The sequence below is a fragment of the Pseudomonas sp. Z8(2022) genome (genome assembly GCF_025837155.1).
Lineage (GTDB): Bacteria > Pseudomonadota > Gammaproteobacteria > Pseudomonadales > Pseudomonadaceae > Aquipseudomonas.
In genome coordinates this window covers 1029056-1052542 of sequence record NZ_CP107549.1, presented here as the reverse complement: position 1 = coordinate 1052542, position 23487 = coordinate 1029056, and the positions used below count along the sequence as shown (strand labels likewise).

The 23487-nt window shown below is 65.6% G+C and carries 21 protein-coding genes; 14 read left to right on the top strand and 7 right to left on the bottom strand.

The features are described 5' to 3' along the window. The first annotated feature begins 72 nt into the window (after window positions 1–72). The 10 genes from OEG79_RS04985 (at window position 73) to rlmF (ending at window position 10603) form a co-directional block, all read left to right on the top strand. Entirely contained in the window at window positions 73–492 is a 420-nt protein-coding gene (locus OEG79_RS04985) for a DNA polymerase III subunit chi (protein WP_264147710.1), read from the top strand. Between the two features lie 58 nt (window positions 493–550). After that, window positions 551–985, top strand: a complete 435-nt coding sequence (locus OEG79_RS04980) for a DNA polymerase III subunit chi (protein ID WP_264147709.1) — start codon at window positions 551–553, stop codon at window positions 983–985. A 114-nt stretch (window positions 986–1099) separates the two neighbouring features. Beyond that, the gene (locus tag OEG79_RS04975) at window positions 1100–3931 is read left to right on the top strand and encodes a valine--tRNA ligase (protein WP_264147708.1); all 2832 of its coding nucleotides are present in this window, start codon (window positions 1100–1102) and stop codon (window positions 3929–3931) included. An 85-nt stretch (window positions 3932–4016) separates the two neighbouring features. Further along, on the top strand, window positions 4017–4994 hold the full coding sequence (locus OEG79_RS04970) for an ABC transporter substrate-binding protein (RefSeq protein WP_264147707.1): 978 nt from the start codon (window positions 4017–4019) through the stop codon (window positions 4992–4994). A gap of 87 nt (window positions 4995–5081) precedes the next feature. Further along, on the top strand, window positions 5082–5972 hold the full coding sequence (locus OEG79_RS04965; RefSeq protein ID WP_264147706.1) for an ABC transporter permease: 891 nt from the start codon (window positions 5082–5084) through the stop codon (window positions 5970–5972). Next, on the top strand, window positions 5972–6766 hold the full coding sequence (locus tag OEG79_RS04960) for an ABC transporter ATP-binding protein (protein ID WP_264147705.1): 795 nt from the start codon (window positions 5972–5974) through the stop codon (window positions 6764–6766). The genes OEG79_RS04965 and OEG79_RS04960 overlap by 1 nt, the downstream gene beginning before the upstream one ends. A 101-nt stretch (window positions 6767–6867) precedes the next feature. Then, window positions 6868–7329 (top strand): hypothetical protein, encoded by a 462-nt coding sequence (locus tag OEG79_RS04955; protein WP_264147704.1) that lies wholly within the window; start codon window positions 6868–6870, stop codon window positions 7327–7329. Between the two features lie 16 nt (window positions 7330–7345). Beyond that, complete coding sequence (locus OEG79_RS04950; protein ID WP_264147703.1) at window positions 7346–7642, top strand: winged helix-turn-helix domain-containing protein; 297 nt, start codon at window positions 7346–7348, stop codon at window positions 7640–7642. A 30-nt stretch (window positions 7643–7672) separates the two neighbouring features. Continuing rightward, the gene (locus OEG79_RS04945; RefSeq protein ID WP_264147702.1) at window positions 7673–9502 is read left to right on the top strand and encodes an SLC13 family permease; all 1830 of its coding nucleotides are present in this window, start codon (window positions 7673–7675) and stop codon (window positions 9500–9502) included. Window positions 9503–9601: 99 nt separating this feature from the next. Next, window positions 9602–10603 (top strand): 23S rRNA (adenine(1618)-N(6))-methyltransferase RlmF, encoded by a 1002-nt coding sequence (gene rlmF / locus OEG79_RS04940; protein WP_264147701.1) that lies wholly within the window; start codon window positions 9602–9604, stop codon window positions 10601–10603. A gap of 15 nt (window positions 10604–10618) precedes the next feature. Here rlmF and OEG79_RS04935 read toward each other — a convergent pair whose 3' ends face one another. From OEG79_RS04935 to OEG79_RS04905, 7 genes are all read right to left on the bottom strand, one after another. Next, the gene (locus OEG79_RS04935; protein WP_264147700.1) at window positions 10619–11863 is read right to left on the bottom strand and encodes an SLC13 family permease; all 1245 of its coding nucleotides are present in this window, start codon (window positions 11861–11863) and stop codon (window positions 10619–10621) included. Window positions 11864–11951: 88 nt separating this feature from the next. Next, window positions 11952–12731 (bottom strand): substrate-binding periplasmic protein, encoded by a 780-nt coding sequence (locus tag OEG79_RS04930; RefSeq protein WP_413247525.1) that lies wholly within the window; start codon window positions 12729–12731, stop codon window positions 11952–11954. Between the two features lie 151 nt (window positions 12732–12882). Beyond that, window positions 12883–13425, bottom strand: a complete 543-nt coding sequence (locus OEG79_RS04925; RefSeq protein WP_264147699.1) for a hydrolase — start codon at window positions 13423–13425, stop codon at window positions 12883–12885. A gap of 2 nt (window positions 13426–13427) precedes the next feature. Beyond that, window positions 13428–16862, bottom strand: a complete 3435-nt coding sequence (locus OEG79_RS04920; RefSeq protein ID WP_264147698.1) for an AAA family ATPase — start codon at window positions 16860–16862, stop codon at window positions 13428–13430. A 58-nt stretch (window positions 16863–16920) separates the two neighbouring features. Then, window positions 16921–17283 carry a hypothetical protein gene (locus OEG79_RS04915; RefSeq protein WP_264147697.1) on the bottom strand — a complete coding sequence of 121 codons (363 nt, stop codon included), beginning with the start codon at window positions 17281–17283 and terminating at the stop codon, window positions 16921–16923. A gap of 63 nt (window positions 17284–17346) precedes the next feature. Further along, a complete protein-coding gene (gene sbcD / locus OEG79_RS04910; protein ID WP_264147696.1) occupies window positions 17347–18567 on the bottom strand; it encodes an exonuclease subunit SbcD in 1221 nt (406 codons plus the stop codon). Between the two features lie 78 nt (window positions 18568–18645). Continuing rightward, on the bottom strand, window positions 18646–19065 hold the full coding sequence (locus tag OEG79_RS04905; RefSeq protein WP_264147695.1) for an Lrp/AsnC family transcriptional regulator: 420 nt from the start codon (window positions 19063–19065) through the stop codon (window positions 18646–18648). 117 nt (window positions 19066–19182) lie between these two features. On the opposite strand from OEG79_RS04905, the gene yjeH reads away from it, so the two are divergent. The 4 genes from yjeH to OEG79_RS04885 all read left to right on the top strand — a co-directional run bounded on the left by yjeH (window position 19183) and on the right by OEG79_RS04885 (window position 23474). Beyond that, window positions 19183–20436: an L-methionine/branched-chain amino acid transporter gene (yjeH, locus tag OEG79_RS04900; protein ID WP_264147694.1), complete on the top strand. Its 1254-nt coding sequence runs from the start codon at window positions 19183–19185 to the stop codon at window positions 20434–20436. 148 nt (window positions 20437–20584) lie between these two features. Continuing rightward, complete coding sequence (locus tag OEG79_RS04895) at window positions 20585–21907, top strand: TAXI family TRAP transporter solute-binding subunit (RefSeq protein WP_264147693.1); 1323 nt, start codon at window positions 20585–20587, stop codon at window positions 21905–21907. Window positions 21908–22070: 163 nt separating this feature from the next. Then, entirely contained in the window at window positions 22071–23078 is a 1008-nt protein-coding gene (gene yejK, locus OEG79_RS04890) for a nucleoid-associated protein YejK (RefSeq protein ID WP_264147692.1), read from the top strand. Window positions 23079–23153: 75 nt separating this feature from the next. Further along, window positions 23154–23474 carry a glutaredoxin family protein gene (locus OEG79_RS04885; protein WP_264147691.1) on the top strand — a complete coding sequence of 107 codons (321 nt, stop codon included), beginning with the start codon at window positions 23154–23156 and terminating at the stop codon, window positions 23472–23474. Window positions 23475–23487: the final 13 nt, after the last annotated feature.

Below are 23487 nucleotides of genomic sequence, written 5' to 3'. Positions count from 1 at the left end.
TTCGCGAGTTATCGCGGATGAATCCGCTCCTACAGCACCCAGCCATCACTCCCTGACCTATTGAAACCCCGAATGCCCAGAATCGAGTTCTACGTTCTCTCCTCCAGCGACACCACGGGTCGCCTGCGCGCCGCCTGCCAGCTCGCGTTCAAGGCCTGGAGTGCCGGCATGCCGGTGTTTGTCCGGGGTAGCGATGCTGCGCAGTGCAGTGAACTCGACGAGCTGCTGTGGACCTTCAAGGCCGAACGCTTCGTGCCTCACGACCTGCATCAGGAGGCACCGCTGTCGCCCGTGGTGGTGGGCGTCGACGACGCGCCAAGCGCCGAGCAGGGCGTGCTGATCAACCTCGGCAGCAGCCTGTCGCCGCATGTAGAGCGTTTTTCCCGCATCATCGAGATCGTCAACCAGCAACCCGAATTGCTCAACGCCTGTCGCGAGAATTTCCGTACCTACCGCCAGCGCGGGTATGATCCGCAGCGCGTCGAACTTTAGTGGCCCACGGCGCTCACAATTCAGGCTACTTCTGCCCCTTGCCCGCTGCACGACCGCCATGGACACTCCCAAGCCACCACAAAAACCTGCCCAGCTGCTGCACGACCTGGAGTCGATTCGCGAGCTGCTGGGCGACAACAGCAGCGAGCCACCACTGCTGATCGACTCGCTCGACCCGGACAGCATTCCGGTGCTGTCCGACATCGTCAGTGCGCCGCCCGGCCCGCCACCGCCCTTTCACACCACGCCAGTCGCCAGGCCGAGCGCCGCCGCAGCCGCCGCCACTCAGACCGCCAGCCAGCTGCGTGAGCAGATCGAGCCGCGTCTGCACGACAGCACGCGAGAGCTGCAGCACCTCAGTGCTGAACTACGGGCAGCTGCGCAACTGATTCTGCAGGACGTGATCGACGACTTCGTGCCGCAGATCGAGGCCGAACTCAAACGTCGCCTGGAAGCACGCCTGCCGCGCCTGCTGCCGCCGCGCAAACCCTGACAGGCGTCAATCCGCGCGCCACCGCCCTCTGACGCGCAACCCTTACGCCGCAAGCTCCATCCCCGGTATACTTGCCGGCTTTTCCGATCAGCCGTCACAAGGGTCCCGCCGCGCATGGACAAGACCTACCAGCCGCACGCCATCGAATCCAACTGGTACCAGACTTGGGAGAAGAACAACTACTTCGCCCCGCAAGGTAGCGGTGAGCCGTACACCATCATGATCCCGCCGCCGAACGTCACCGGCACCCTGCACATGGGCCACGGCTTCAACAACGCGATCATGGATGCGCTGATCCGCTTCCGCCGCATGCAGGGCCGCAAGACCCTGTGGCAGCCGGGCACCGACCACGCCGGCATCGCCACGCAGATGGTGGTGGAACGCCAGCTGGCTGCACAGGGCATCGGCCGCCACGACCTGGGCCGCGAAAAATTCCTGGAAAAGGTCTGGGAATGGAAGGAACAGTCCGGCGGCACCATCACCCGGCAGATCCGTCGCCTGGGCAGTTCGGTGGACTGGTCGCGCGAGCGCTTCACCATGGATGACGGCCTGTCTGAAGCCGTTAAAGAAGCCTTCGTACGCCTGCACAACGACGGTCTGATCTACCGCGGCAAGCGCCTGGTCAACTGGGACACCAAGTTCCACACCGCCATCTCCGACCTCGAAGTGGAAAACCACGACGAGAAGGGCTCGCTGTGGAACCTGCGCTACCCGCTGGCCGACGGCAACAGAACCGCCGACGGCAAGGACTACCTGATCGTCGCCACCACCCGCCCGGAAACCATGCTCGGCGACGCCGCCGTGGCCGTACACCCGGAAGACGAGCGCTACAAGGCGCTGATCGGCAAGTACGTTGAGCTGCCGCTGGTGGGCCGGCGTATCCCGATCATCGCCGACGACTACTGCGACCCCGAGTTCGGTACCGGCTGCGTGAAGATCACCCCGGCTCACGACTTCAACGACTACGAGGTCGGCAAGCGCCACAACCTGCCGCTGCTCAACATCTTCGACAAGAACGCCGCCGTGCTGGCCAAGGCCCAGGTGTTCAACATCGATGGCAGCGTCAACAGCGACATCGACGGCAGCCTGCCGGCCAAGTACGCAGGCATGGATCGCTTCGAGGCCCGCAAGCAGATCGTCGCAGACTTCGAGGCCGCCGGCCTGCTGGAGATAATCGAGGATCACGCACTGAAAGTGCCGAAGGGCGACCGTTCCGGCACCGTCATCGAGCCGTGGCTGACCGACCAGTGGTACGTCTCCACCAAGCCGCTGGCCGAGAAGGCCATCGCCGTGGTCGAGAACGGTGAAATCCAGTTCGTGCCCAAGCAGTACGAGAACATGTACTTCAGCTGGATGCGTGACATCCAGGACTGGTGCATCAGCCGTCAGCTGTGGTGGGGCCACCGCATCCCGGCCTGGTACGACGAAGCCGGCAACGTCTACGTCGGCCGCGACGAAGCGGAAGTGCGCGCCAAGCACAACCTCGGCGATGCCGTCCTGCGCCAGGACGAAGACGTGCTCGATACCTGGTTCAGCTCCGGCCTGTGGACCTTCTCCACCCTCGGCTGGCCCGAGCAGACCGACTTCCTCAAGACCTTCCACCCTACCGACGTGCTGGTCACCGGCTTCGACATCATCTTCTTCTGGGTTGCCCGGATGATCATGCTGTCGACCCACCTGACCGGGCAGATCCCGTTCAAGACCGTTTATGTGCACGGTCTGGTGCGCGACGGCCAGGGGCAGAAGATGTCCAAGTCCAAGGGCAACGTGCTCGACCCGCTGGATATCGTCGACGGCATCACCCTGGACGAGCTGCTGGAAAAACGTACCAGCGGCATGATGCAGCCCAAGCTGGCCGAAAAGATCGCCAAGCAGACCAGGGCCGAATTCCCCGAAGGCATCGCCAGCTATGGCACCGATGCCCTGCGCTTCACCTTCTGCTCGCTGGCCACTACCGGCCGTGACGTGAAGTTCGACATGGGCCGCGTCGAGGGCTATCGCAACTTCTGCAACAAGCTGTGGAACGCCGCCAACTTCGTCATCGAGAACACCGATGGCCTGGACACCGGCGTGGGTGGTGAAGAGGTCGAGCTGTCCTCTGTGGACCGCTGGATCATCAGCCAGCTGCAGCGCACCGAAGCCGAAGTCACCCGCCAGCTCGAGGCCTTCCGCTTCGACCTGGCCACCCAGGCGCTCTATGAGTTCGTCTGGGACCAGTACTGCGCCTGGTACCTGGAACTGGTCAAGCCGGTGCTGTGGGACGAGAACGCGCCCATCGAGCGCCAGCGCGGCACCCGCCGCACCCTGGTGCGCGTGCTGGAAGTGATCCTGCGTCTGGCTCATCCGTTCATGCCGTTCATCACCGAGGAAATCTGGCAGCGCATCAAGGCCCAGGCCGGTGTACAGGGCGATACCCTGATGCTGCAACCCTGGCCGGTGGCCAATGAGAGCCGCATCGACGCCGCCGCTGAAGGCGACATCGAATGGGTCAAGCAGCTGATGCTCGGCGTACGCCAGATCCGTGGCGAGATGAAGATCTCCATGGCCAAGCGCATCGACATCATCGTCGCCAACGCCAGTGCCGAGGATCAGCGCCGCCTGGCCGACTTCGAGCCACTGCTGAACAAGCTGGCCAAGCTCGAATCGGTCCGCGTGCTGGCCTCCGGTGAAGAAGCGCCGATGTCCGCCACCGCCCTGGTCGGCGAGATGCAGGTGCTGGTGCCAATGGCCGGGCTGATCGACAAGGACGCCGAACTGGCGCGCCTGGACAAGGAGATCGTCCGTCTGCAGGGCGAAGTGCAGCGCGTCGGCGGCAAGCTGGCCAACCAAGGCTTCGTCGCCAAGGCGCCGGCCGAGGTGCTTGAGAAGGAACGCGCCAAGCTGGCCGAAGCCGAACAGGCGCTGGCCAAGCTGGTCGAGCAGCGCGAGAAGATCGCGACGCTGTAAGCCAACCGTTTACGCGTGCCCCACGAGGGCACGCCTACCGACATCCGCAACATACCCCGGGCATTCCTCCCGGCAGGAGATAGCAATGCTGCAGATCGCCAAACATCGCTGGCTGCCCATGGCCGCTCTGGCTCTGGCTCTGGGCGCCTCAGGAGCCGGCATCGCCGCCGAGCAGAAATCCGTGGCAGTCACCGCCATCGTCGAACATCCGGCGCTGGACTCGGTACGCGATGGCATCAAGGCAGCTCTGGAAGAAGGCGGCTACCGCGAGGGCGACAACCTCAAGTGGCAATATCAGAGCGCCCAGGGCAATACCGGCACCGCCGCGCAGATCGCCCGCAAATTCATCGGCGACCGCCCGGACGTTGTGGTCGGCATCGCCACTCCATCGGCCCAGGCACTGGTCGCCGCCACCCGCAGCACGCCGATCCTGTTCAGCGCCGTGACCGATCCGGTCGAAGCGCAGCTGGTGCGTAACTGGGAGGCTTCCGGTAGCAACGTCAGCGGCGTGTCCGATCTGCTCGAACTGGACAAGCAGATGGAGCTGATCAAGCGCGTCGTGCCTGATGCCAAGCGCGTCGGTATGGTCTACAACCCGGGCGAGGCCAACTCGGCTGTGGTGGTCAAGCGCCTCAAGGAACTGCTGCCGAGCATGGGCATGACCCTGGTAGAAGCCGCTGCGCCGCGTTCGGTGGACGTTGGTTCGGCTGCCCGCAGCCTGGTCGGCAAGGTCGACGTGATCTACACCAACACCGACAACAACGTGGTCTCGGCCTACGAGTCGCTGGTCAAGGTCGGCAACGATACCCGCACTCCGCTGATCGCCTCCGACACCGACAGCGTCAAGCGCGGCGCCATCGCAGCGCTGGGCCTGGACTACTTCGAACATGGCAAGCAGACCGGGCGCATGGTCCTGCGAGTGCTCAATGGCGAAAAACCCGGTGATATCAAGCCGGAAACCAGCGAGAACCTCAGCCTGTATCTCAACGCCGCTGCCGCCCAGCGCCAGGGCGTCACCCTGAGCCAGGAACTGCTCGATTCGGCGGCCGAAATCATCGAATGACGGACCGGCGCAACGCGCCGTGACGCAAGAGCGAGCTATCCTCCTGCGCCACGACGCGTTGCTCCTTTCACCCACTAGGTCACCCCTATGTCCCTGTTTTCCCTGTTCGGCGCTTTCGAGATCGGCCTGATCTTCAGCCTGGTGGCGCTTGGCGTATTCATCTCCTTCCGTCTGCTGCGTTTCCCCGACCTGACCGTGGACGGCAGCTTCCCGCTGGGTGGTGCGGTGTGCGCCGTGCTCATCGCCAACGGTACCGATCCCTTTCTCGCCACCCTGATCGCCACCGCCGCCGGTGCGCTGGCCGGTGTGGTCACCGCGGTGCTCAATGTGCACCTGAAGATCATGGACCTGCTGGCCAGCATCCTGATGATGATCGCGCTGTATTCGATCAACCTGCGCATCATGGGCCGGCCCAACGTGCCGCTGATCATGGAGCCGACCATCTTCACCATCCTGCAGCCCGAATGGCTGATCGACTACGTAGCCCGCCCGCTGATCCTGCTGGTGGTGGTGATCGGTGCCAAGCTGGCGCTGGACGGCTACTTCGCCACCCAGCAGGGACTGGCCATCCGCGCCACCGGTTCCAACCCGCGCATGGCGCGTTCGCAAGGCGTCAACACCGGCGCCATGGTCATCCTCGGCATGGCCATCTCCAACGCGCTGGTGGCACTGGCCGGTTCGCTGTTCGCGCAGACCCAGGGCGGCGCCGACATCTCCATGGGCATCGGCACCATCGTCATCGGCCTGGCCGCAGTGATCGTCGGTGAAAGCATCCTGCCGGCGCGCCGCCTGTTCTACCTCACCCTGGCGGTGATCCTCGGCGCCATCGTCTACCGCTTCTTCATCGCCCTGGCGCTGAACAGCGACTTCATTGGCCTGCAGGCGCAGGATCTGAACCTGGTCACCGCCGTGCTGGTGGTCATCGCTCTGGTAATCCCGCTGCTGAAGAAACGCCTGGCCCGCAGGAGGCACATCTGATGCTCAGCGCACAGAACCTCAAGATCACCTTCAACGCCGGCACGCCGATTGAAACCCGCGCGCTGCAGGGCCTGTCGCTGGATATCCCGAGCGGCCAGTTCGTCACCGTGATCGGCACCAACGGTGCCGGCAAGTCCACCTTCCTCAACGCCGTGTCCGGCGATCTGCCGGTGGACAGTGGCAAGATCATGATCGACGACGAGGATGTCACCCGCCTGCCGGTATGGAGCCGCGCCCAGCGCGTGGCCCGGGTTTTCCAGGACCCCATGGCGGGCACCTGCGAAGACCTCACCATCGAGGAAAACATGGCCCTGGCGCAGCAGCGCGGCCAGCGCCGCGGCCTGTCCCGCGCGGTACGGGCATCAATGCGCGAGGGCTTCCGCGAAAGCCTGGCGACCCTGGGCCTGGGCCTGGAAAATCGCCTGGCCGACCGCATCGGCCTGCTTTCCGGCGGCCAGCGCCAGGCCGTCAGCCTGCTGATGGCGGCGCTGCAGCCGTCACGCATCCTGCTGCTCGACGAACACACCGCGGCGCTTGATCCGCGCACCGCCGATTTCGTCCTGCAGCTGACCGCGCGCATCGTCGCCGAGAAGCAGCTCACCACCATGATGGTCACCCACAGCATGCGCCAGGCGCTGGACGTCGGCGACCGCACGGTGATGCTGCACCAGGGCCAGGTGGTACTGGATGTAGCCGGCGAGCAGCGCAAGGGGCTGGACGTGCCGGATCTGCTGCAGATGTTCGAGAAGGTACGCGGCGAGAAACTGGCCGACGACGCCCTGCTGCTGGGCTGATTGAACGCCCCTCTTCACCTCGGGCGCAGAGGCTGGCAGGATGACCTCCTGTCAGCCGCCCGCCAGCGGTATAACCGGAGCCAACAGCGCTCGATGCGCCCATGACCCTGCACCTGAGCTTCACCTCCACCCTGCCCGCCGACCCGGAATGCGTCTGGCGCTGGATCACCGATGTGCGCAGCCTGCGCGCCGAGATGCATCCCTGGCTGTGGATGAGCCTGCCCAAAGGTCTGTGCAATCTCGAAGACCTGTCGTTCGAACCGGGACAACCGCTGTTCACCAGCTGGCTGCGGCTGTTCGGCGTAATCCCTATCGGCACCAGCCAGTTGACCCTGCAATCGCTCAACCCGGGCGCCAGCCTGGTGGAGCAGTCGCCGACCACCTTCATGCGTCGCTGGCGCCATGCGCGGCGCATCGAACTACGCGAAGAGGGCACCCGCCTGACCGACGAGCTGACCATCGACCCGCTGCTGCCCGCGGTGCTGGTGCGTCCGCTGCTGCAATTCTTTTTCAACAGCCGCCACCGCACCCTGCGTCGCCGCGCCGCCCACCAGGGCCTGTAGGGCCGAGGACTTCGATATGGAAATCAGCAAGACCCGCACCAGCTTCTACCGTCGCCTGTATGTCGCCTGGCTGATCGACAGCGGCACCGCCGCCAGCGTCCCGGCGCTGATGGCCGCCACCGGCATGCCGCGACGCACCGCCCAGGACACCCTCGCCGCCCTGTCCGAGCTGGACATCGATTGCCAGTTCCAGCAGGGCGATGGCGAACGCAACAACAGCGGCCATTACCTGATTCGCGACTGGGGGCCGATCAATCCGAAGTGGATCGCCGCCAACCTGCAGCAGATCAAGGCAACCCTCGATTACCCCTGAGATAATCCGGGCGTTTCCCGAGGATTCTCCATGACCCCTGATCTGCTCTGCACCCTGGCCCTGCTCGCCGGTGCCGTTATTCTTTTCGTCGTCGGCAAGCCGCGCATGGACGTGGTGGCCCTGCTGGTACTGGTTGCCCTGCCACTGACTGGCGTCCTTGACGTGCATCAGACCCTGTCGGGCTTCAGCGATCCCAACGTGATTCTGATCGCCGCGCTGTTCGTCATCGGCGCCGGGCTGGTACGCACCGGCATCGCCTACCGCCTCGGCGACTGGCTGGTGAAAACCGCCGGCAGCAGCGAGACGCGCCTGCTGATCCTGCTGATGCTGGCCGCAGCCGGGCTCGGCTCGGTGATGAGCTCCACCGGTGTGGTGGCCATCTTCATCCCGGTGGCGCTGGGCGTGGCCGCCCGCCTGCGCATTTCTCCGGCGCGGCTGATGATGCCGCTGGCCTTCGCCGGACTGATCAGCGGCATGCTCACCCTGGTCGCCACTGCGCCCAACCTGGTGGTACATGCCGAACTGCGCCGCGCCGGGCTGGAGGGTTTCGGCTTTTTCAGCATGACGCCGATCGGCCTGGCGATCCTCCTGCTCGGCATCGTCTACATGCTGCTGACCCGCAACTGGCTGCAGCGCGGCGATGCGCAGGGCGATGCCGGCGCTCCGCGTCTGACCCTGGCCGATCTGGCCCAGGCCTACCGCCTGGTGGAACGCGAGCGACGGCTGCGGGTAATGCCCAACTCGCCCCTGGCCAGCCAGCCGCTCAACGAACTGGAGCTGCGCCAGCAGTACGGCATCAACGTGATTGCCGTCGAGCGCCAGAGCAAGTTCCGCAACCTGTTGCTGATGGCCACGGGCAACACCCTGCTGCAGCCCGGCGATGTGCTGCTGGTCGATCTGGTCAGCCCGTCCATTGCCCTGCTCGGCATCTACCGGAGTCTCGGCCTGGAGCCGATGCCGCTGCCCAATTCCTACTACAGCGTGCATGCCCACCAGTTGGGGCTGGTGGAGGTGGCGCTGCCGCCGGAGTCGAAGCTGCTGGGCAAGACCATTCAGGAGGTCGGCTTCCGCAGCCGGCACAAGCTCAACGTCGTCGGTCTGCGCCGGCACGGCCAGGCGCTGGAGGGCGTGCTGGTGGATGAACGCCTGAAGGCCTCGGACACCCTGCTGGTCGCCGGTGACTGGAAAGCCATCCACCGCCTGCAGGGACTGAGCCGCGATTTCCTGGTGCTGAGCCTGCCCGCCGAGGTGGACGAAGTGGCGCCAGCCGCGCGCAAGGCGCCCTACGCCCTGCTCAGTCTGGCTGTGATGATCGTGCTGATGGTCAGCGGCCTGGTGCCCAACGTGCTCGCCGCACTGATCGCCTGCCTGCTGATGGGCGCGTTTCGCTGCATCGATCTGGACAGCGCCTACCGCTCGATCCACTGGCCGACCCTGATCCTTATCGTCGGCATGCTGCCCTTTGCCCAGGCACTGCAGCAGACCGGTGGCATCGACCTGGCGGTGCACGGCCTGGTGGCACTGCTCGGCGACGCCGGGCCCTACGCCATTCTCGCCAGCCTGTTCGCCGCCACCGCGCTGATCGGCCTGTTCATATCCAACACCGCGACGGCGGTGCTGATGGGCCCGGTAGCCATCGCCACGGCGCAGACCCTGGGCGTCTCGCCCTACCCCTTCGCCATGATCGTGGCGCTGGCCGCATCGGCGGCGTTCATGACACCGATCTCCTCGCCGGTGAACACCCTGGTGCTCGGCCCCGGCCAGTACCGCTTCGCTGATTTCGTGCGCGTCGGCGTGCCGTTCACCCTGCTGGTGATGATCGTCAGCGTGCTGCTAGTGCCGCTGATCTTCCCGCTCTAGCGCGTGCCGCCTCGCCCTGCAACCAGGGCGAGGCACAAGCACCTGCAAAGCCCGGCAAAGCATGGGAAAATCGCGCGCCCGCTCAGCCAGATGCCCGCCATGCAAAAACCACCCAGACGCCCGCGCAAACCTGCCCCTCCTGCCGTCAAGACCACGCCGGTCAAGGGCCAGCTGCATCCGCGCAACCGGCACAAGGGGCGCTACGACTTTCCCGAGCTGATCGGGCAGAGCCCGGAGCTGGGCCGTTTCGTCATCACCAATCCCTATGGCAAGCCGAGCATCGACTTCGCCGACCCGGCAGCGGTCAAGGTGTTCAACCGCGCGCTGCTGCGTCGGTACTACGGCATCAACCACTGGGACATCCCCGAGGGCTACCTGTGTCCGCCAATTCCGGGGCGTGCCGACTACCTGCACAACCTCGCCGATCTGCTGGCCAGCGACCATGACGGACAGATTCCCCGTGGCGAGTCGGTCCGCGCGCTGGATATCGGTGTCGGCGCCAACTGCATCTACCCGCTGATCGGCCACTGCGAGTACGGCTGGCACTTTGTCGGTGCGGACATCGCCGCCGAGGCGCTGGCCTCGGCGCGCGCCATCGTGCAGCACAACGCGCAGCTGCGCGGCGCCGTCGAACTGCGCCAGCAGCCGGATGCCGAGCACATTTTTATCGGCCTGCTGCAGGCGGACGAGCGCTTCGACCTGACCCTGTGCAATCCGCCCTTTCACACCTCCGCTGCCGAGGCCAGCAGTGGCAGTACGCGCAAGTGGCGCAATCTCGGCAAGCTCGATCCCAAACGCAAGCTGCCGGTGCTGAATTTCGGCGGCCAGGCGGCCGAGCTGTGGTGCCCGGGTGGCGAAGCGGCGTTTCTCAAGCGCATGGCCAGCGAGAGCGCGGCGGTCGCCGAACAGGTGCTGTGGTTCACCAGCCTGGTATCCAAGGGCAGCAATGTGGAACTGCTGCAAGGCTGGCTGACCAGGGCCGGCGCAACCGAGGTGCGCATCCTCGGCATGTCCCAGGGGCAGAAGCAGAGCCGCCTGGTGGCCTGGACCTTCAAGGACGTCGGGCAGCGCCAGGCCTGGAGCCGGGCCCGCAGTTGCTAGCCCGCCGTCAAAGACCTACCAGGGCAACCAGCCGCCGAGGCCCAGCCACAGCCCGGCCACAGTCATGCTCAGCAGCGTCACCGGCACGCCGCTGCGCGCATAGTCGACGAAGCTCACGCGCACGCCCTGGCGTCTGGCCCCTTCTGCGACGATCAGGTTGACCACGCTACCGATCAGCAGCAGGTTTCCGGCCAGGGTGGACATCAGTGCCAGGCCGATCAGCACCGAAGGCGACAGCTCCGGCATCAATCCCAGCAGCAGCACCACGAAGGGCACGTTGCCGATCAGATTGCTCGCCAGCAGCGAGGCCGTGGTCAGCGACCAGACGCCCTGCGGCAACAGGCCGTGCTCGGCCATCCATGCGGCGCCCTGAGCCAGCTGCGGCAGCTGCAACGCCGCGCCGCTGACCAGGAATAGCCCGGCGAACAGCAGCAGCAGGTTCCAGTCCACCTTGTGCACGTAGTCGCGGCTGTCGACTCGCCGCGAGATCATCACCAGCACCGCCACCAGCAGCGCCGACAGCTCGCGTGGCAACGAAGTGGCGAACAGCGCCAGCAGCGCCAGACTGGCCAGCAGCGGCTTGATGTAGCTGCGCGCGCCGTGAATAAGCTCCACCGCCGTATCGTCGGCGACCAGAGCCCTGGCCTCGCCCCAGCGCCGCCGCCACTGCAGCCAGATCACCGCATAGACGATGGCCATCGCCGCCACTGCGGGCGGCCCGGCCACGGCCACATACCCCCAGAAATCCAGGCCACCGGCCTGGCCGATGAGAATGTTCTGCGGATTGCCGATCAGGCTCGCCGCCGAGCCGGCATTGCATGACAACGCCAGCGCGAGCAGGAACGGCCGAGGATCGAGACCGCGCAGTTGCAGGCTGCGGCACAGCAGCGGGGTCAGAGCAAAGGCGACGATATCGTTGACCAGCACCGCCGAGAGCACGCCGCCCAGCAGCACCACACCGAGCAACAGTACCGCCGGACGCTCGGCATGCTCGGTCAGGTAGCGGTTGAGCCAGGCGTATACCCCGGAGAAGTCGAACTGCGCGGAGATCAGCATCAGCGCCAGCAGGAGCAACAAGGCGCCGGGATCGAGATGATGCGCCGCCTCGTCCATGCTCAGTGCGCCGCTGAACAGCAGCAGCACCGCAGCGCAACAGGCGATCCAGCTGCGGTCTATGCGCAGGCCGCGGATGCCGCCCGCGGCCATGCCCAGGTAGGTGAGAACGAACAGGCCGATGGTCAGCCAGGCAGCGAAAGTCATGGGCGATTCACCCGAACCGATGCATGTGAGAAGGAGCGGACTCTAGCGATGCCGGAGCCGTGCGGGAATAGCCCGGATGAACTTTCTCTCAGTGGCCGGGCCTCGCCAGATAGTCCCTCACACGGGCCAGATAGGACTTTGATTCACGCTGACGCTGCACCTCGTTCCAGATCCGCTCGGCCAACGCGGGGTCGCGCGACAGCAACGCATTGGACAGCATCAGGTAGTAGGGCTTTTCCTCGAGCAACTGCGGCAGTTTCTCCACGTGGCGGCTGAGATGCGGATTGGCCTGCAGGACGAAATCCCCCCGCATGGTCTGCAGAGCGACCGCCTCGACCCGGCCGTGCACCAACATCTGCAACAGCGCCAGCGGATCGCGGCTGGACTCGTCCACTTCGAGGCCGTGAATCAGCAACAGGTCCCGAATGGAAAACCCGCTGAGCGAGCCGACTCTGCCACTCAGATGGGCGAACTGCTGGCCATCCCAGGACACCGCGCTGCCGGCGCGGCGGTACAGAGCGTAGCGAGAGGTATGCAGGCGCCTGAGAGGATCCGGACGTCCCTCGGCATCGACGGGATAACGTCCCAGCGCGATGCGCCCGGGTTTGAAACTGGCGGCGAAGGCGCCGTCGTAGATGCCCTGCTCAAGACCCGATAGGCAGCGTCTCCAGGGTACTGCGACGTATACGACCTGCAGCTCCAGGGCCTGCTGCACCAGGCCGAGCAGCTCCAGGTTCAGGCCTGTACCGTCGGTCATCACCCAGGGGAAGGAGTTCTGATCCTCGTGACAGAAGGTCAGCGTCGGCTGCGCGCCATAACAGGCGCCGGCCAACAGCCAGAGCAGGCAGCAATGCAGCACTTTGTGCAAAACGTAACTCCATCACTGGAATGCCCGGGGCAGCGGCATTCGATACGCGGCTCGTCACCGACTTCTTGTCTGCCTCAAGCATAGGCACATTCAGCCGAAGTCGTCTGCCGCAATCGAGTACAGGCCCGACTACGCACGCAGCGATGCCGGGTCAGCGAATGAAAGCGCGGCTGACCTCGCGAAACAGCTCGGTACCCGCCTGCTCGAGCCACTCGAAGGCGACCATCTCGCGCGAGACGATCACCGCCCCGGCGCGCTCCATCCGTGCCAGGCCCAGCTCCTTGTCCCGTGGCCGCCGCGAGCCGACCGCCTCGTCCACCACGAACACTTCACGCCCGGCCGCCAGCAGGCCCAGTACCGTCTGCAGCACGCAGACGTGGGTTTCCGTACCGCAGACGATGAATTGCCGGCGCTCGCCGCCCGACAGATCGAACAATCCGGCGCCAGCGGTGGCGGAGAAGTGGATCTTCTCACGCATGCCCGCGTCCGGCAGCAGTGCGCGCAGGCCCGGCTCGGTCGTCCCCAGCCCCCTGGGGTACTGCTCGGTGGTGATCACCGGCACCTGCAGGCGCTGCGCCACCTGGACCAGCCAGGCGGCCTGCTCGACCACCGCCGCACCGCCGTCGATGGCCGGCAGCAGGCGTTCCTGCAGGTCGATCACCAGCAGGGTGGAATCCTTCGCTCGCATCAGCATCGCTACGCTCCTTCCTTCACTGCAAAACGCGCGTCGAGCCGGCTGTAGCCGAGGCCGACGCCCTTGTGCACCCGCAACTGCACGGGAATGCGTTCCTTCATCGCCTCGACGTGGCTGATCACACCGATGGTCTTGCCGCTGGCGTTGAGGTTGTCCAGCGCATCGAGCGCCACTTCCAGCGTCTCGCCATCGAGCGTGCCGAAGCCTTCATCGAGGAACAGCGAGTCGATGCTGGTCTTGTGGCTGACCAGATCCGACAACGCCAGGGCCAGCGCCAGGCTGACCAGAAAACTCTCGCCGCCGGACAGCGTGCGGCAATCACGCGACACGTCGGCCTGCCAGGTATCACAAACCTCCAGCTCCAGTTCGCCACTGCTCTTGCGCGCCAGCTGGTAGCGGCCATGCAGGCGTGCCAGTTGGCGGTTGGCCAGGTGAATCAGGTGATCGAGGGTCAGGCCCTGGGCGAACTTGCGGAACTTGGCCCCGTCGGCCGAACCGATCAGACCGTTGAGCTGCTGCCACAGCGCATGCTCGCCCTCCTGCGTGGCGATCTCGGCGAACAGCGCCTGCTGGCTGCTGCGCCGTGCATCATCGGCCTGCAGTTGTGCGCGCAGCTCGCCCTGGCGCTGGCTCAGCTCGCGCAGTTGCACTTGCAACGCCTGCAACTGCTCGTCCAGCTGGCTCAGCGTCAGTTCGGTCTGCGGCGCGGCGTTGAGTTGCTGCACCTGCGCGTCAGCGGCGGCCAGCAGCGTCGTGGCCTCGGTGACAGCCTGCTGCAGGCGTGCCTGCAAATTCTTCAGCCGCTCGCGCTCGTCCTCGTCGAGCACTGCAGCGAGAAACGCCGGCAGATCGCTGAAGGGGCTGGACGCCAGCGCCTGCTGCCAGCGCTGCTCGGTTTCGCGCAGGCGCTGCTTAAGTTGGTGCAACAGGCTCTGCTGGCTCTGCAAGCGGCCATGCAGGGCATCGCCTTCGCGCTGCGCGCTGGTCAGGCTGTCGATGGCGCCTTGCAGGGCCTGCTCGGGCTGTACCGCCGGCTCGGGCTCGGCCAGCGCCTGGGCACCCTCGTTCTGCCAGCGCTGCTGCCATTGCCCGGCCTGGGTCTCGGCTTCGGCGAGCAGGCGCTGCGTCTCGCGCTGCTGCTCCTGCAGTTGCTGATCCTGCGCCTGAGCCTCCTGCCAGTCACGCCACACGCCTGCCTGCTCACTCAGCCAGCTGTCGGCGTCCTCCGGAAGCGCTGCGGCAAAACCTTCGAGGCTGGCCAGCAAGGCCTGCTCGTGACGCTGCAGCTCCTGCTCCAGGCGCTGCAGCTGCTCACCCTGTTCGCGCAGGCGGGTCTGCAGGTTTGCCTCATCACGCGCCAGCAAAGCCTGGCGCTGCTGCATATCGGCCAAGGCGCGCTCGGCCGCCTCGCGCGCACTGCGCGCCTGCGCCAGCTCGGCCTGGCTGGTGTCGACCTGGGCGAGACGCTGCTGCAGCTGCGCAAGATTCTGCTCGTGGTCCCGCTGCAACTGCCGCAGCGTGGCAGCGTCAGCGACCTGCAAGGCCTGCTCGGCCGTTTGCTGCTGCCAGCGCGCGTCCAGCTGAGCCGCCTGTTGCCGTGCCTGCTGCAGCTGCTGCTGGAGTTGCTCGATCTGTGTGGCCAGACGGGTAAGCTCGTTGCTCAGCGCAGCGCCCTGGCTCTCCAGCTGCGCCAGCTCGCTGCGACACTGCTGCAGCGCCTGGCGCGTGGCGGAGACGTCGAGCGCCTGGTACTGGCGGACCGCCGGATGCTCGGGCGAGCCGCACAGCGGGCAGGCCTCTCCCGGCTGCAACTGGGCGCGGTAGGCTTCCAGATCCTGGATACGCTGCTCCTGCTCCAGCAGCCTTTCCTTGTCGGCGACCTGCTGCCTGAGCAGCCTGTAGCGTTCGCGCAGGGCGGTGATTTCATCGTTCCTGCCGGCGTGCTGCGCCTGCAGCTGTGCCAGGCGCGGAGTAAGCTCAGCGATCTGATCGGCCGTCTGCTCGCGGCTCTGCGCCAACTGTTCCAGACGGTCCAGCGCCCTTCCCTGCACCTGCAGCTGCTGCCAGTGCTGACGCAGCGCGGCCTCGTCAGCGTCGCCGAGTAGCGCCTGTAGTTCTTCCTGCTGCCTGGCTTCGAGGGTTCGCGTCTGCTCCAGGCGCGTCGCCGCGTCCGTCTGTTGCGTGCCGAGTTGATCGCGCTGCTGTTGCATGACAGCGAGCTGCCCGTGTTCCTGCGCAATGCGCGACTGCAGTGCCTGCCTGTCCCTGAGCAGTTGCCCACGCTGATCGAACTGCGCACGCCAGCCACCCAGCATCTCGCCCAACCGCGCCCGTTGCGGGGTAGCGCTCAGACGCGCCTGCAGTGCTTCGCGCTGTTCGGCCAGCCGCTGCTGTTCGCGTTGACGCAGGCTCAGGCACTGCCAGGCATAGCGGCTGGCCAACCAGAGTTGCTGGCGTTCATGCTCGCCGCTGTGGCGTTGTTGCGCCTGCAAATCGTCCAGCGCTTGCTGCGCCTGCTTTTGATCCGCCAGCACCTGCTGCCAGCTCTGATACAGCGGCAGCAGGCGCGCAGCCGGTTCACTGGCAGCCAGGCGCTGCAGATCGTCTGCCGCCTCGTTGCGCGCCTGCTGCGCCTGCTCCAGCGCCAGGCCTGCCCGCCCGCGTTGCTGCTCGGCCTGTTGCAGCGCCTCTCGCCAGCGGCGCTGGCCTTGCAGCGCCTGCTGCCGCTCCAACAGCGGCGCCTCTTCCTGGCTCAGGCGCTGATGCTCGGCCTGCAGTTCGGTGCGCTGCGCCTCGTCCAGCAACTCCATGCCCTGAGCGCGGCTTTTCAACAGGTTCAGCGCCTGCTCGGCGGCCTTGGTGCGTTCATAGACCTGCTGCGAAATCTGCCCATACACCTCGGTGCCGGTCAGTTCCTCCAGCAGTTCGGCGCGCTGGTTGGCGTTGGCTTCGAGAAAGGCCGCGAAGCCGCCCTGGGCCAGCAGCATGGACTTGGTGAAACGCTCGAAGTCGAGACCGGTCAGCTCGGCGGTGAGCTGTTCCTTTTCACGAATCTTGTCGGTGAGGATTTCACCATCGGCGATGCGCGCCAGCTCGACCTTGGGCGCCTGCAACGCACCTTCGACCTTGTCCCGCGCGCGGCGCTGGCTCCAGAAGGCGCGGTAGCCCTGCCCCTTCACCTCGAATTCGACCTCGGCCAGGCAGTCGGCCGTGTGCCGGGTCATCAGCTCGTTGCCACTGGCCGACAGCGTGCTCATGCGCGGCGTGCGGTGATACAGGGCCAGGCAGATGGCGTCGAGCAGGGTGGTCTTGCCCGCACCGGTGGGCCCGGTGATGGCGAACAGGCCACTGCCAGCGAAGGGCTCGGCGGCAAAATCGATCTTCCATTCGCCCTTGAGCGAGTTGAGGTTCTTGAGGCGCAGGCTGAGGATTTTCATGCACAGGTCGTAAGCCGTTGAAGGCGGTCATTCTGGCATATCCGCGCCGCGTAACGGCTCAGTCGCGGCAATAGCCCTCGCCACGGCGCACGGTCAGGCAGTCGTGCTTGTCGGCCAGCCATTTCATGCCGGTGGCCTCGCCGTCGCTGGCGCTCAGCGTCTCCACCACGCCGTCACGGACGAAGACGATCTTCGCCCCCTGCACGCGGCCGACAAAACGCCGCGGACCGTCGAGATCGGCGATGGTCAGGCGGTAATCGGCCGGCGTGCCGGTGATCTCCAGATAGGTGCCTTCAGGCCCATTCCAGCGGCCGAGCCACTGTTCGGTCTGCGCCGGGTCCGGCTCTGGAGCGCTGCTGCAGCCAGCCAGTATGGCCGCCGTGATCAGCGCCACGGCGAGATTGCGCATGGGTCGTTGCATGACCGTCTCCTCGATGTTCGCCAATGCAGCTTCACGGGACTGGCTGCAAGCCAGCCACCGAGTTCAATCCCGCCCGGCCTGCAGCGTTTCCACCACCTGCCGATACAACCCCTGCAGACGTAGGGCGTCGTCTTCATCCAGCGATTCCTGCTGCAGGCGGCGGACGAACACGTCTTCGACGGACAGTTCATCCAGTGTCTCCCGCGCTTCGCTGGCAAGGCTGGCGGCGCTGTTGCCGCGTTCGCGGCGGATGCGCAGCACCTCCACCGGCAGACCTTCGCACAGCGCATTGATGCGGCTTTGCAGATCGCTGAGGTAATCGTCGGTGCTGACCTGTACTTCCAGCCACACCGGGCGCTCGGGCGTACCCAGGCTGGCCTGCTCGGCGATAGCATCGGCCAGCTCCTTGAGCGAACCGCGCAGGCTGAGCATGGGCTGGAATACCGGCACCGGCAGTGGTGTGATCAATTGCAGCGCGGACTCGCCGAACTCCAGCAACAGCACTTCCTTCTGCTGGCGCGCCTCGTCGAACGAGAGGGTAATGGGCGAGCCACTGTAGCGGATATGCTCCAGCCCACCGACCTTCTGCGGGCGGTGGATATGGCCGAGGGCGATGTAGTCCGCCGGCGGGAAGGCGCTGGTGGGAAAAGCCTCGAGGCTGCCGACGTAGATCTCGCGCACCGACTCGCTGGCGCTGGCGCCCACCGTGGTCAGGTGGCCGGTGGCGATGACCGGCAGCGCCAGCCCCAACGTCTCGCGCTCGCGCAGCGCCAGCTCATACAGTGCCTGATAGTGCTCGGCGATGGCCTGCTGCAGCGACTGCTGCTTGTCCTGTGCGCTCTGCCCGGCCTGGCTGGCCATGACCTCGCGCGGACGGATAAAGGGAATGGCGCACAGAACTGCGCCCGGCTGACCGGTGCGGTCACGCAGCACCAGCACCTGGTCCGCAGGATCGAGCCCCACACCCGGCACCACCCGGGTACCCAGCTGCGCCAGCAGGCTGCGGCTCTCGCCCAGCATGGCCGGTGAATCGTGATTGCCGCCGAGCACCACCAGCGCGCAGCCGGCGTCGCGCAGATCAACGACCAGGCGGTAGTACTGCTCGCGGGCATAACTGGGTGGGGCACCGGTGTCGAACAGGTCGCCGGCGATCAGCACCACGTCCACTTTATGTGCACGAACCTGCTCCAGCAGCCAGGCGCAGAAGGCCTGGTGCTCGGCCTGACGGGTCTTGCCCATGAAATGCTGGCCCAGGTGCCAGTCGGAGGTGTGCAGGATGCGCATGCGAAACGACCAAAGCGAAAAACCCGCCTACAGTGCCTGCGCCGACACTGGCTGGCAATGCCGCGCGAGCGTGCGGTGCTACATGGCCCAGTCCTTGACCACCACATGGGTCTTGACCTTCTGCATGCCGGGAAACGCCTCGATGGCTCCTCGCACCTCGCTCAGACGCAGCATGCTCGGCGCTTCGATGAATACCAGCATGTCGGTTTCCCCACTGATACCGCTGCAATGACGGACTTCGGGCAGCGCGCGCAGGCGCTCGACGTACTCCTCGCAGCGTCGGCCCTGATAGAAGAGTTCGAGAAAGGCCTTCACCCCCGCCTCCCCCGGTTCGGCCACATGTGCGTGGTAACCGCGGATCACCCCGCTGCTTTCCAGATAGCGAATCCGCTCGCTGACCGCCGAACGTGACAGGTTGACCTCACGGGCGATCTGGCTGACGGAGGTGCGCGCATCGCTGCGCAGCAGAGCGAGGATCTGGCGATCGAACTTGTCCACGGAAACGTCTCGGGCGGCAATCGGTTTGACGGAGAAAACCGCCATTTCGTCGGCAAAAGGCGACAGCCTGCAAGCGGCGCGCGCCCTACCATGGCGGTATCGCAAAGAGGATACCCCATGAGTCGCCTGAACAAGGAACTGGGCCTGCTGCAGGGCGTCGCCCTGCTCAGCACTTCATTACTCGGCACCGGCATCTTCGTCGTGCCGGCACTGGCCGCTACCGCAGCCGGCGCGGCCTCCCTGTGGGCCTGGTTGCTACTGATCGGTCTGGTATTGCCGGTGGCCTTCACCTTCGCCCTGTTGGGCAAGCGTTTTCCCCACGCAGGCGGTGCACCACACCTGATCGGCCGCGCCTTCGGCCTGCGCATGGAGGGCGTCAGCGCCCTGCTGTTTCTTGCCGTGCTACCGGTCGGGCTGCCGGCGGCCCTGCACATCGCCAGCGGTTTCTGGCTGGCCCTGTTCGACCTCGATCGCGGCGGCCTGCTGCTCATCGAACTGGCCACGCTGGGTGCAATTCTTCTGCTCGGCCAACGCCCGGCGAAAGCCTCGGGCATGCTACAGGGGGTGATTGCTGCGGCCATCGTCGCCAGCGTGGCGCTGATCTGGTGGGTCGGTGATCTGCCGCACGCCAGCCAACCGCTGCTGCCGGCGATGGACGGACAATGGCACCTGCTGCCAACGGCGCTGGCGGTGATGTTCTGGTGCTTCGTCGGTATCGAGGCATTCACTCATCTGGGCGAGGAGTTCAAAAACCCCGAGCGCGATTTCCCTCTGGCGCTGCTGCTCGGCGTGCTGCTGGCCGGCCTGGTGTACTGGGCCTGTTCGGTGGCGGTGCTGAGCTTCGCCACCTATGGCGACGTACACAGCGATACCACGGCCCTGCCCCGGCTGTTCTCGCTGCTGCTCGGTGAGCAGGCGCGCGTGCTGGTTACAGTGCTCGGCTACCTGGCCTGCTTCGCCTCGATGAACGTGTATATCCAGGGTTTCGCCAGGCTGATCTGGAGCCTGGCCGACGAGGGCCGCCTGCCAGCCGGGCTGGCCGTGCGCAACCGCCATGGCGTACCCGGCAAAGCGCTGTTGCTGGTGGTACTCAGTTGCGCACTGTGCACCGCGCTCTCGGCCTCGCTGAACCTGTCCGTGGATGACCTGATCCGCTATGCCAACGGCAACTTCGTGCTGATCTATCTGCTGAGCATGGCGGCCGGCTGGGTATTGCTGCGTGGCATCTGGCGTCTGCTCGCGGGACTCAGTGCAGTGCTCTGCGCCGGCGTACTGCTGATGCTCGGCGGCGACGCACTGTATGCCCTGGCGCTGCTCGGAACCCTGCTGTTGCTCGATTGCCTGCACCTGATGCGCAAGGCCCTGAGCTGAGCGACACAGGCGGCGCCTTCGGCAAGCTGCACCTTATCGCCAGCGGACAGTCGAAAACGGCGTAAACCTGAGCAGCATCACAACCGAGGCGTGACCATCGCCGCTCAGGGGTTCTATCCTTGAATCGACACAGCAGAAAGGATGCCCAATGCGCCGCGTATTCCACGACCTGAAAATCATGATCATGGCCAACCTGTGGATCGTCCCCGTGGTGACCGGCCTGATCTGGGCCCTGTTCCAGTTCGTCGCCCCGCCACCGCCGATGAGCGCCACCATGGCCACCGGTGCCCAGGGCGGCGCCTACCAGCAATTCGCCGAACGCCTGAAGGAAGAACTGGCCAAGGAAGGCTTCGAACTGAATCTGGTGCCGACCTCGGGCTCGCGCGATAACCTCGAGCGCCTGCTGGCGGACAATCCGCAAGTGGAGATCGCCCTGGTACAGAGCGGCCTGGAACGCCAGCTGGCACCCGAAGAGCGGGTCCGACTGGAAAGCCTCGGGGCGATCTATCAGGAGCCACTGTGGCTGTTCCATCGCCGTGACGTTGAGCTGGACCGCATCGCCGACCTGCTGCCGCTGCGCCTTGGTCTGGGTGGCGACGGCAGCGGCACTCGCGCCGCCAGCGACGCAATCCTCGGGGCCAATGCCATCGCACCGGAACAGTATCCGGAAACCTGGCAGAGCCTCGGTGGCGGCAAGGCTGCCCGCGCGCTGATCGCCGGAGAGCTGGATGCCGCATTCTTCGTCGGCCCGGCCGAGAACGCCCTGGTGCAGCAGCTGGCGGCCAGCCCCGAAATTACCCTGGCGCATTTCCGCCGCGCCGCTGCCTATGAGGCGCGCCTGCCGTTCTTCAATCAGGTCAGGGTCGGCGAAGGCCTGCTCGACCTGGCCAGCAACGCACCGGACCGCGACATCATCACCCTGGCCCCGGTCGCCACGCTGGTGGTCAATGAGGACTTCAATCCGGGCCTGGTGCCGCTGTTTCTCGAGGCCAGCCGCGAAGTGATGCGAGACGGCACCCTGCTCGACGCCGCCGGTACTTTCCCCAGCGCCGAGCCGCGCACCTTCGACCTGCACAAGGATGCCGTGCACTACTACGACAAGGGCCTGCCGATCCTGCAGCGCTACCTGCCATTTCGCATCGCCTCTCTGGCCGACCGCTACATCATCCTGCTGATCCCGTTGATCGTGGTGATGATCCCGCTGCTCAAGGCTGTCGGTCCGATCTACCAGTGGCGCATCCGCGCGCGCATCTACCGCTGGTACAAGTACCTGCGCGAGATCGACCGCAAGCTACATGCCGGCTCCCTGCCTGCCGAACTGGACAGTGAAATCCAGCGGCTGGAGCATCTGGAAAACGAGCTCGCCGCAGTCGAAGTACCGCTGTCCTACTCCCACGAGCTCTACGAACTGCACATGCATGTGCGCTACGTGATCGAGCGACTGAAAGCTCTGCAACAACGTCAGCACTGACGCCCAAAGCCCCGCCCACGGGAATTTCCGATACCTGTGGCCGGGGCTCTGGCAGCGCCCCGCCGTTTGACCTTCATCCTCCCTCACCGGCACATCCGCACCGGAATCCGTCCCGCGCTTCGGGTAAACTTCGCCTCCTGTTTCATTTGCCCACGAGACCGCCATGCCGATCCGCCACTGCATCGTCCACCTGATCGACAAGAAGCCCGACGGCAGCCCCGCCGTGCTGCACGCCCGCGACAGCGAACTGGCCACGTCGCAAGCCATGGAGAACCTGCTGGCCGACCTCAACGAGAGCTACAACGCCAAGCAGGGCAAGGCCTGGGGCCTGTTCCACGAGGAATCCGGCGCCTACCCGTTCAGTGGCTGGCTGAAGGCCTATCTCGATGGCGAACAGGATTTCACCGCCTTCAGCCGCCAGGCCGTGGAGCATCTGCAGAAGCTGATGGAAGAATCCAACCTGTCCACCGGCGGCCACGTGCTGTTCGCCCACTACCAGCAGGGCATGACCGACTACCTGGCCATCGCCCTGCTGCACCACAGCGAAGGCGTGGCAGTGACCGACGCGCTGGACGTGACTCCGGCCAAGCACCTAGACCTCGGTCAGCTGCACCTGGCCGCACGCATCAACATCAGCGAGTGGCAGAACAACAAGCAGTCCAAGCAGTACATCTCCTTCATCAAAGGCAAGAACGGCAAGAAGGTCTCGGACTACTTCCGCGACTTCATCGGCTGCCAGGAAGGCGTCGACGGCCCGGGCGAGACGCGTACCCTGCTCAAGGCGTTCAGCGATTTCGTCGAGAGCGAGGACCTGCCCGAAGAGCAGGCCCGCGAGAAGACCAAGGCCCTGGTCGGCTACGCCACCAGCCAGGCCAAACTGGGCGAACCGATCACCCTCGACGAACTCTCCGGGCTGATCGACGAAGACCGTCCGCGCGCGTTCTACGAGCACATCCGCAACAAGGACTACGGCATGGCGCCGGAATTTCCGGCGGACAAGCGCACCTTGAACCAGTTCCAGCGTTTCACCGGCCGCGCCGAGGGCCTTTCGATCAGCTTCGAGGCGCACCTACTGGGCTCGAAGATCGAGTACGACGAAGGCCGCGACATGCTGATCATTCGCCAACTACCGACCCAGCTCAAGGACCAGCTCAAGCGCCGTCAGGACTGATCGCACCCGACTGGCTGGATGCCCAGGCACGGTTTACGCTGAAGCAACCGTGCCATCACTCAAGGATGCGAGACCATGAAGACGATCGTGCTGCTGCTCGCCGCTCTGGCCCTGTGGCAACACTGGGACAAGATCGAGCGGTGGATCGACCCACCCCAGGCCCGCAGCGCCAGCGGTGAAGTCGTGCTCTATGCCACTCAGTGGTGTGGCTACTGTGCCAAGACCCGCGAGCTGTTCGCCCAGGATGGCATCGCCTATCGCGAAGTGGATATCGAGAAAGACAGCGTCGGCCGCGCTCAATACCAGGCGCTTGGCGGCCGCGGCGTACCGGTGATCGACCTGCGTGGCCAGGTCATTCACGGCTATGACGTACGCGCCATCCGCGCCGCCTACTGACAGGCGGCGCAGC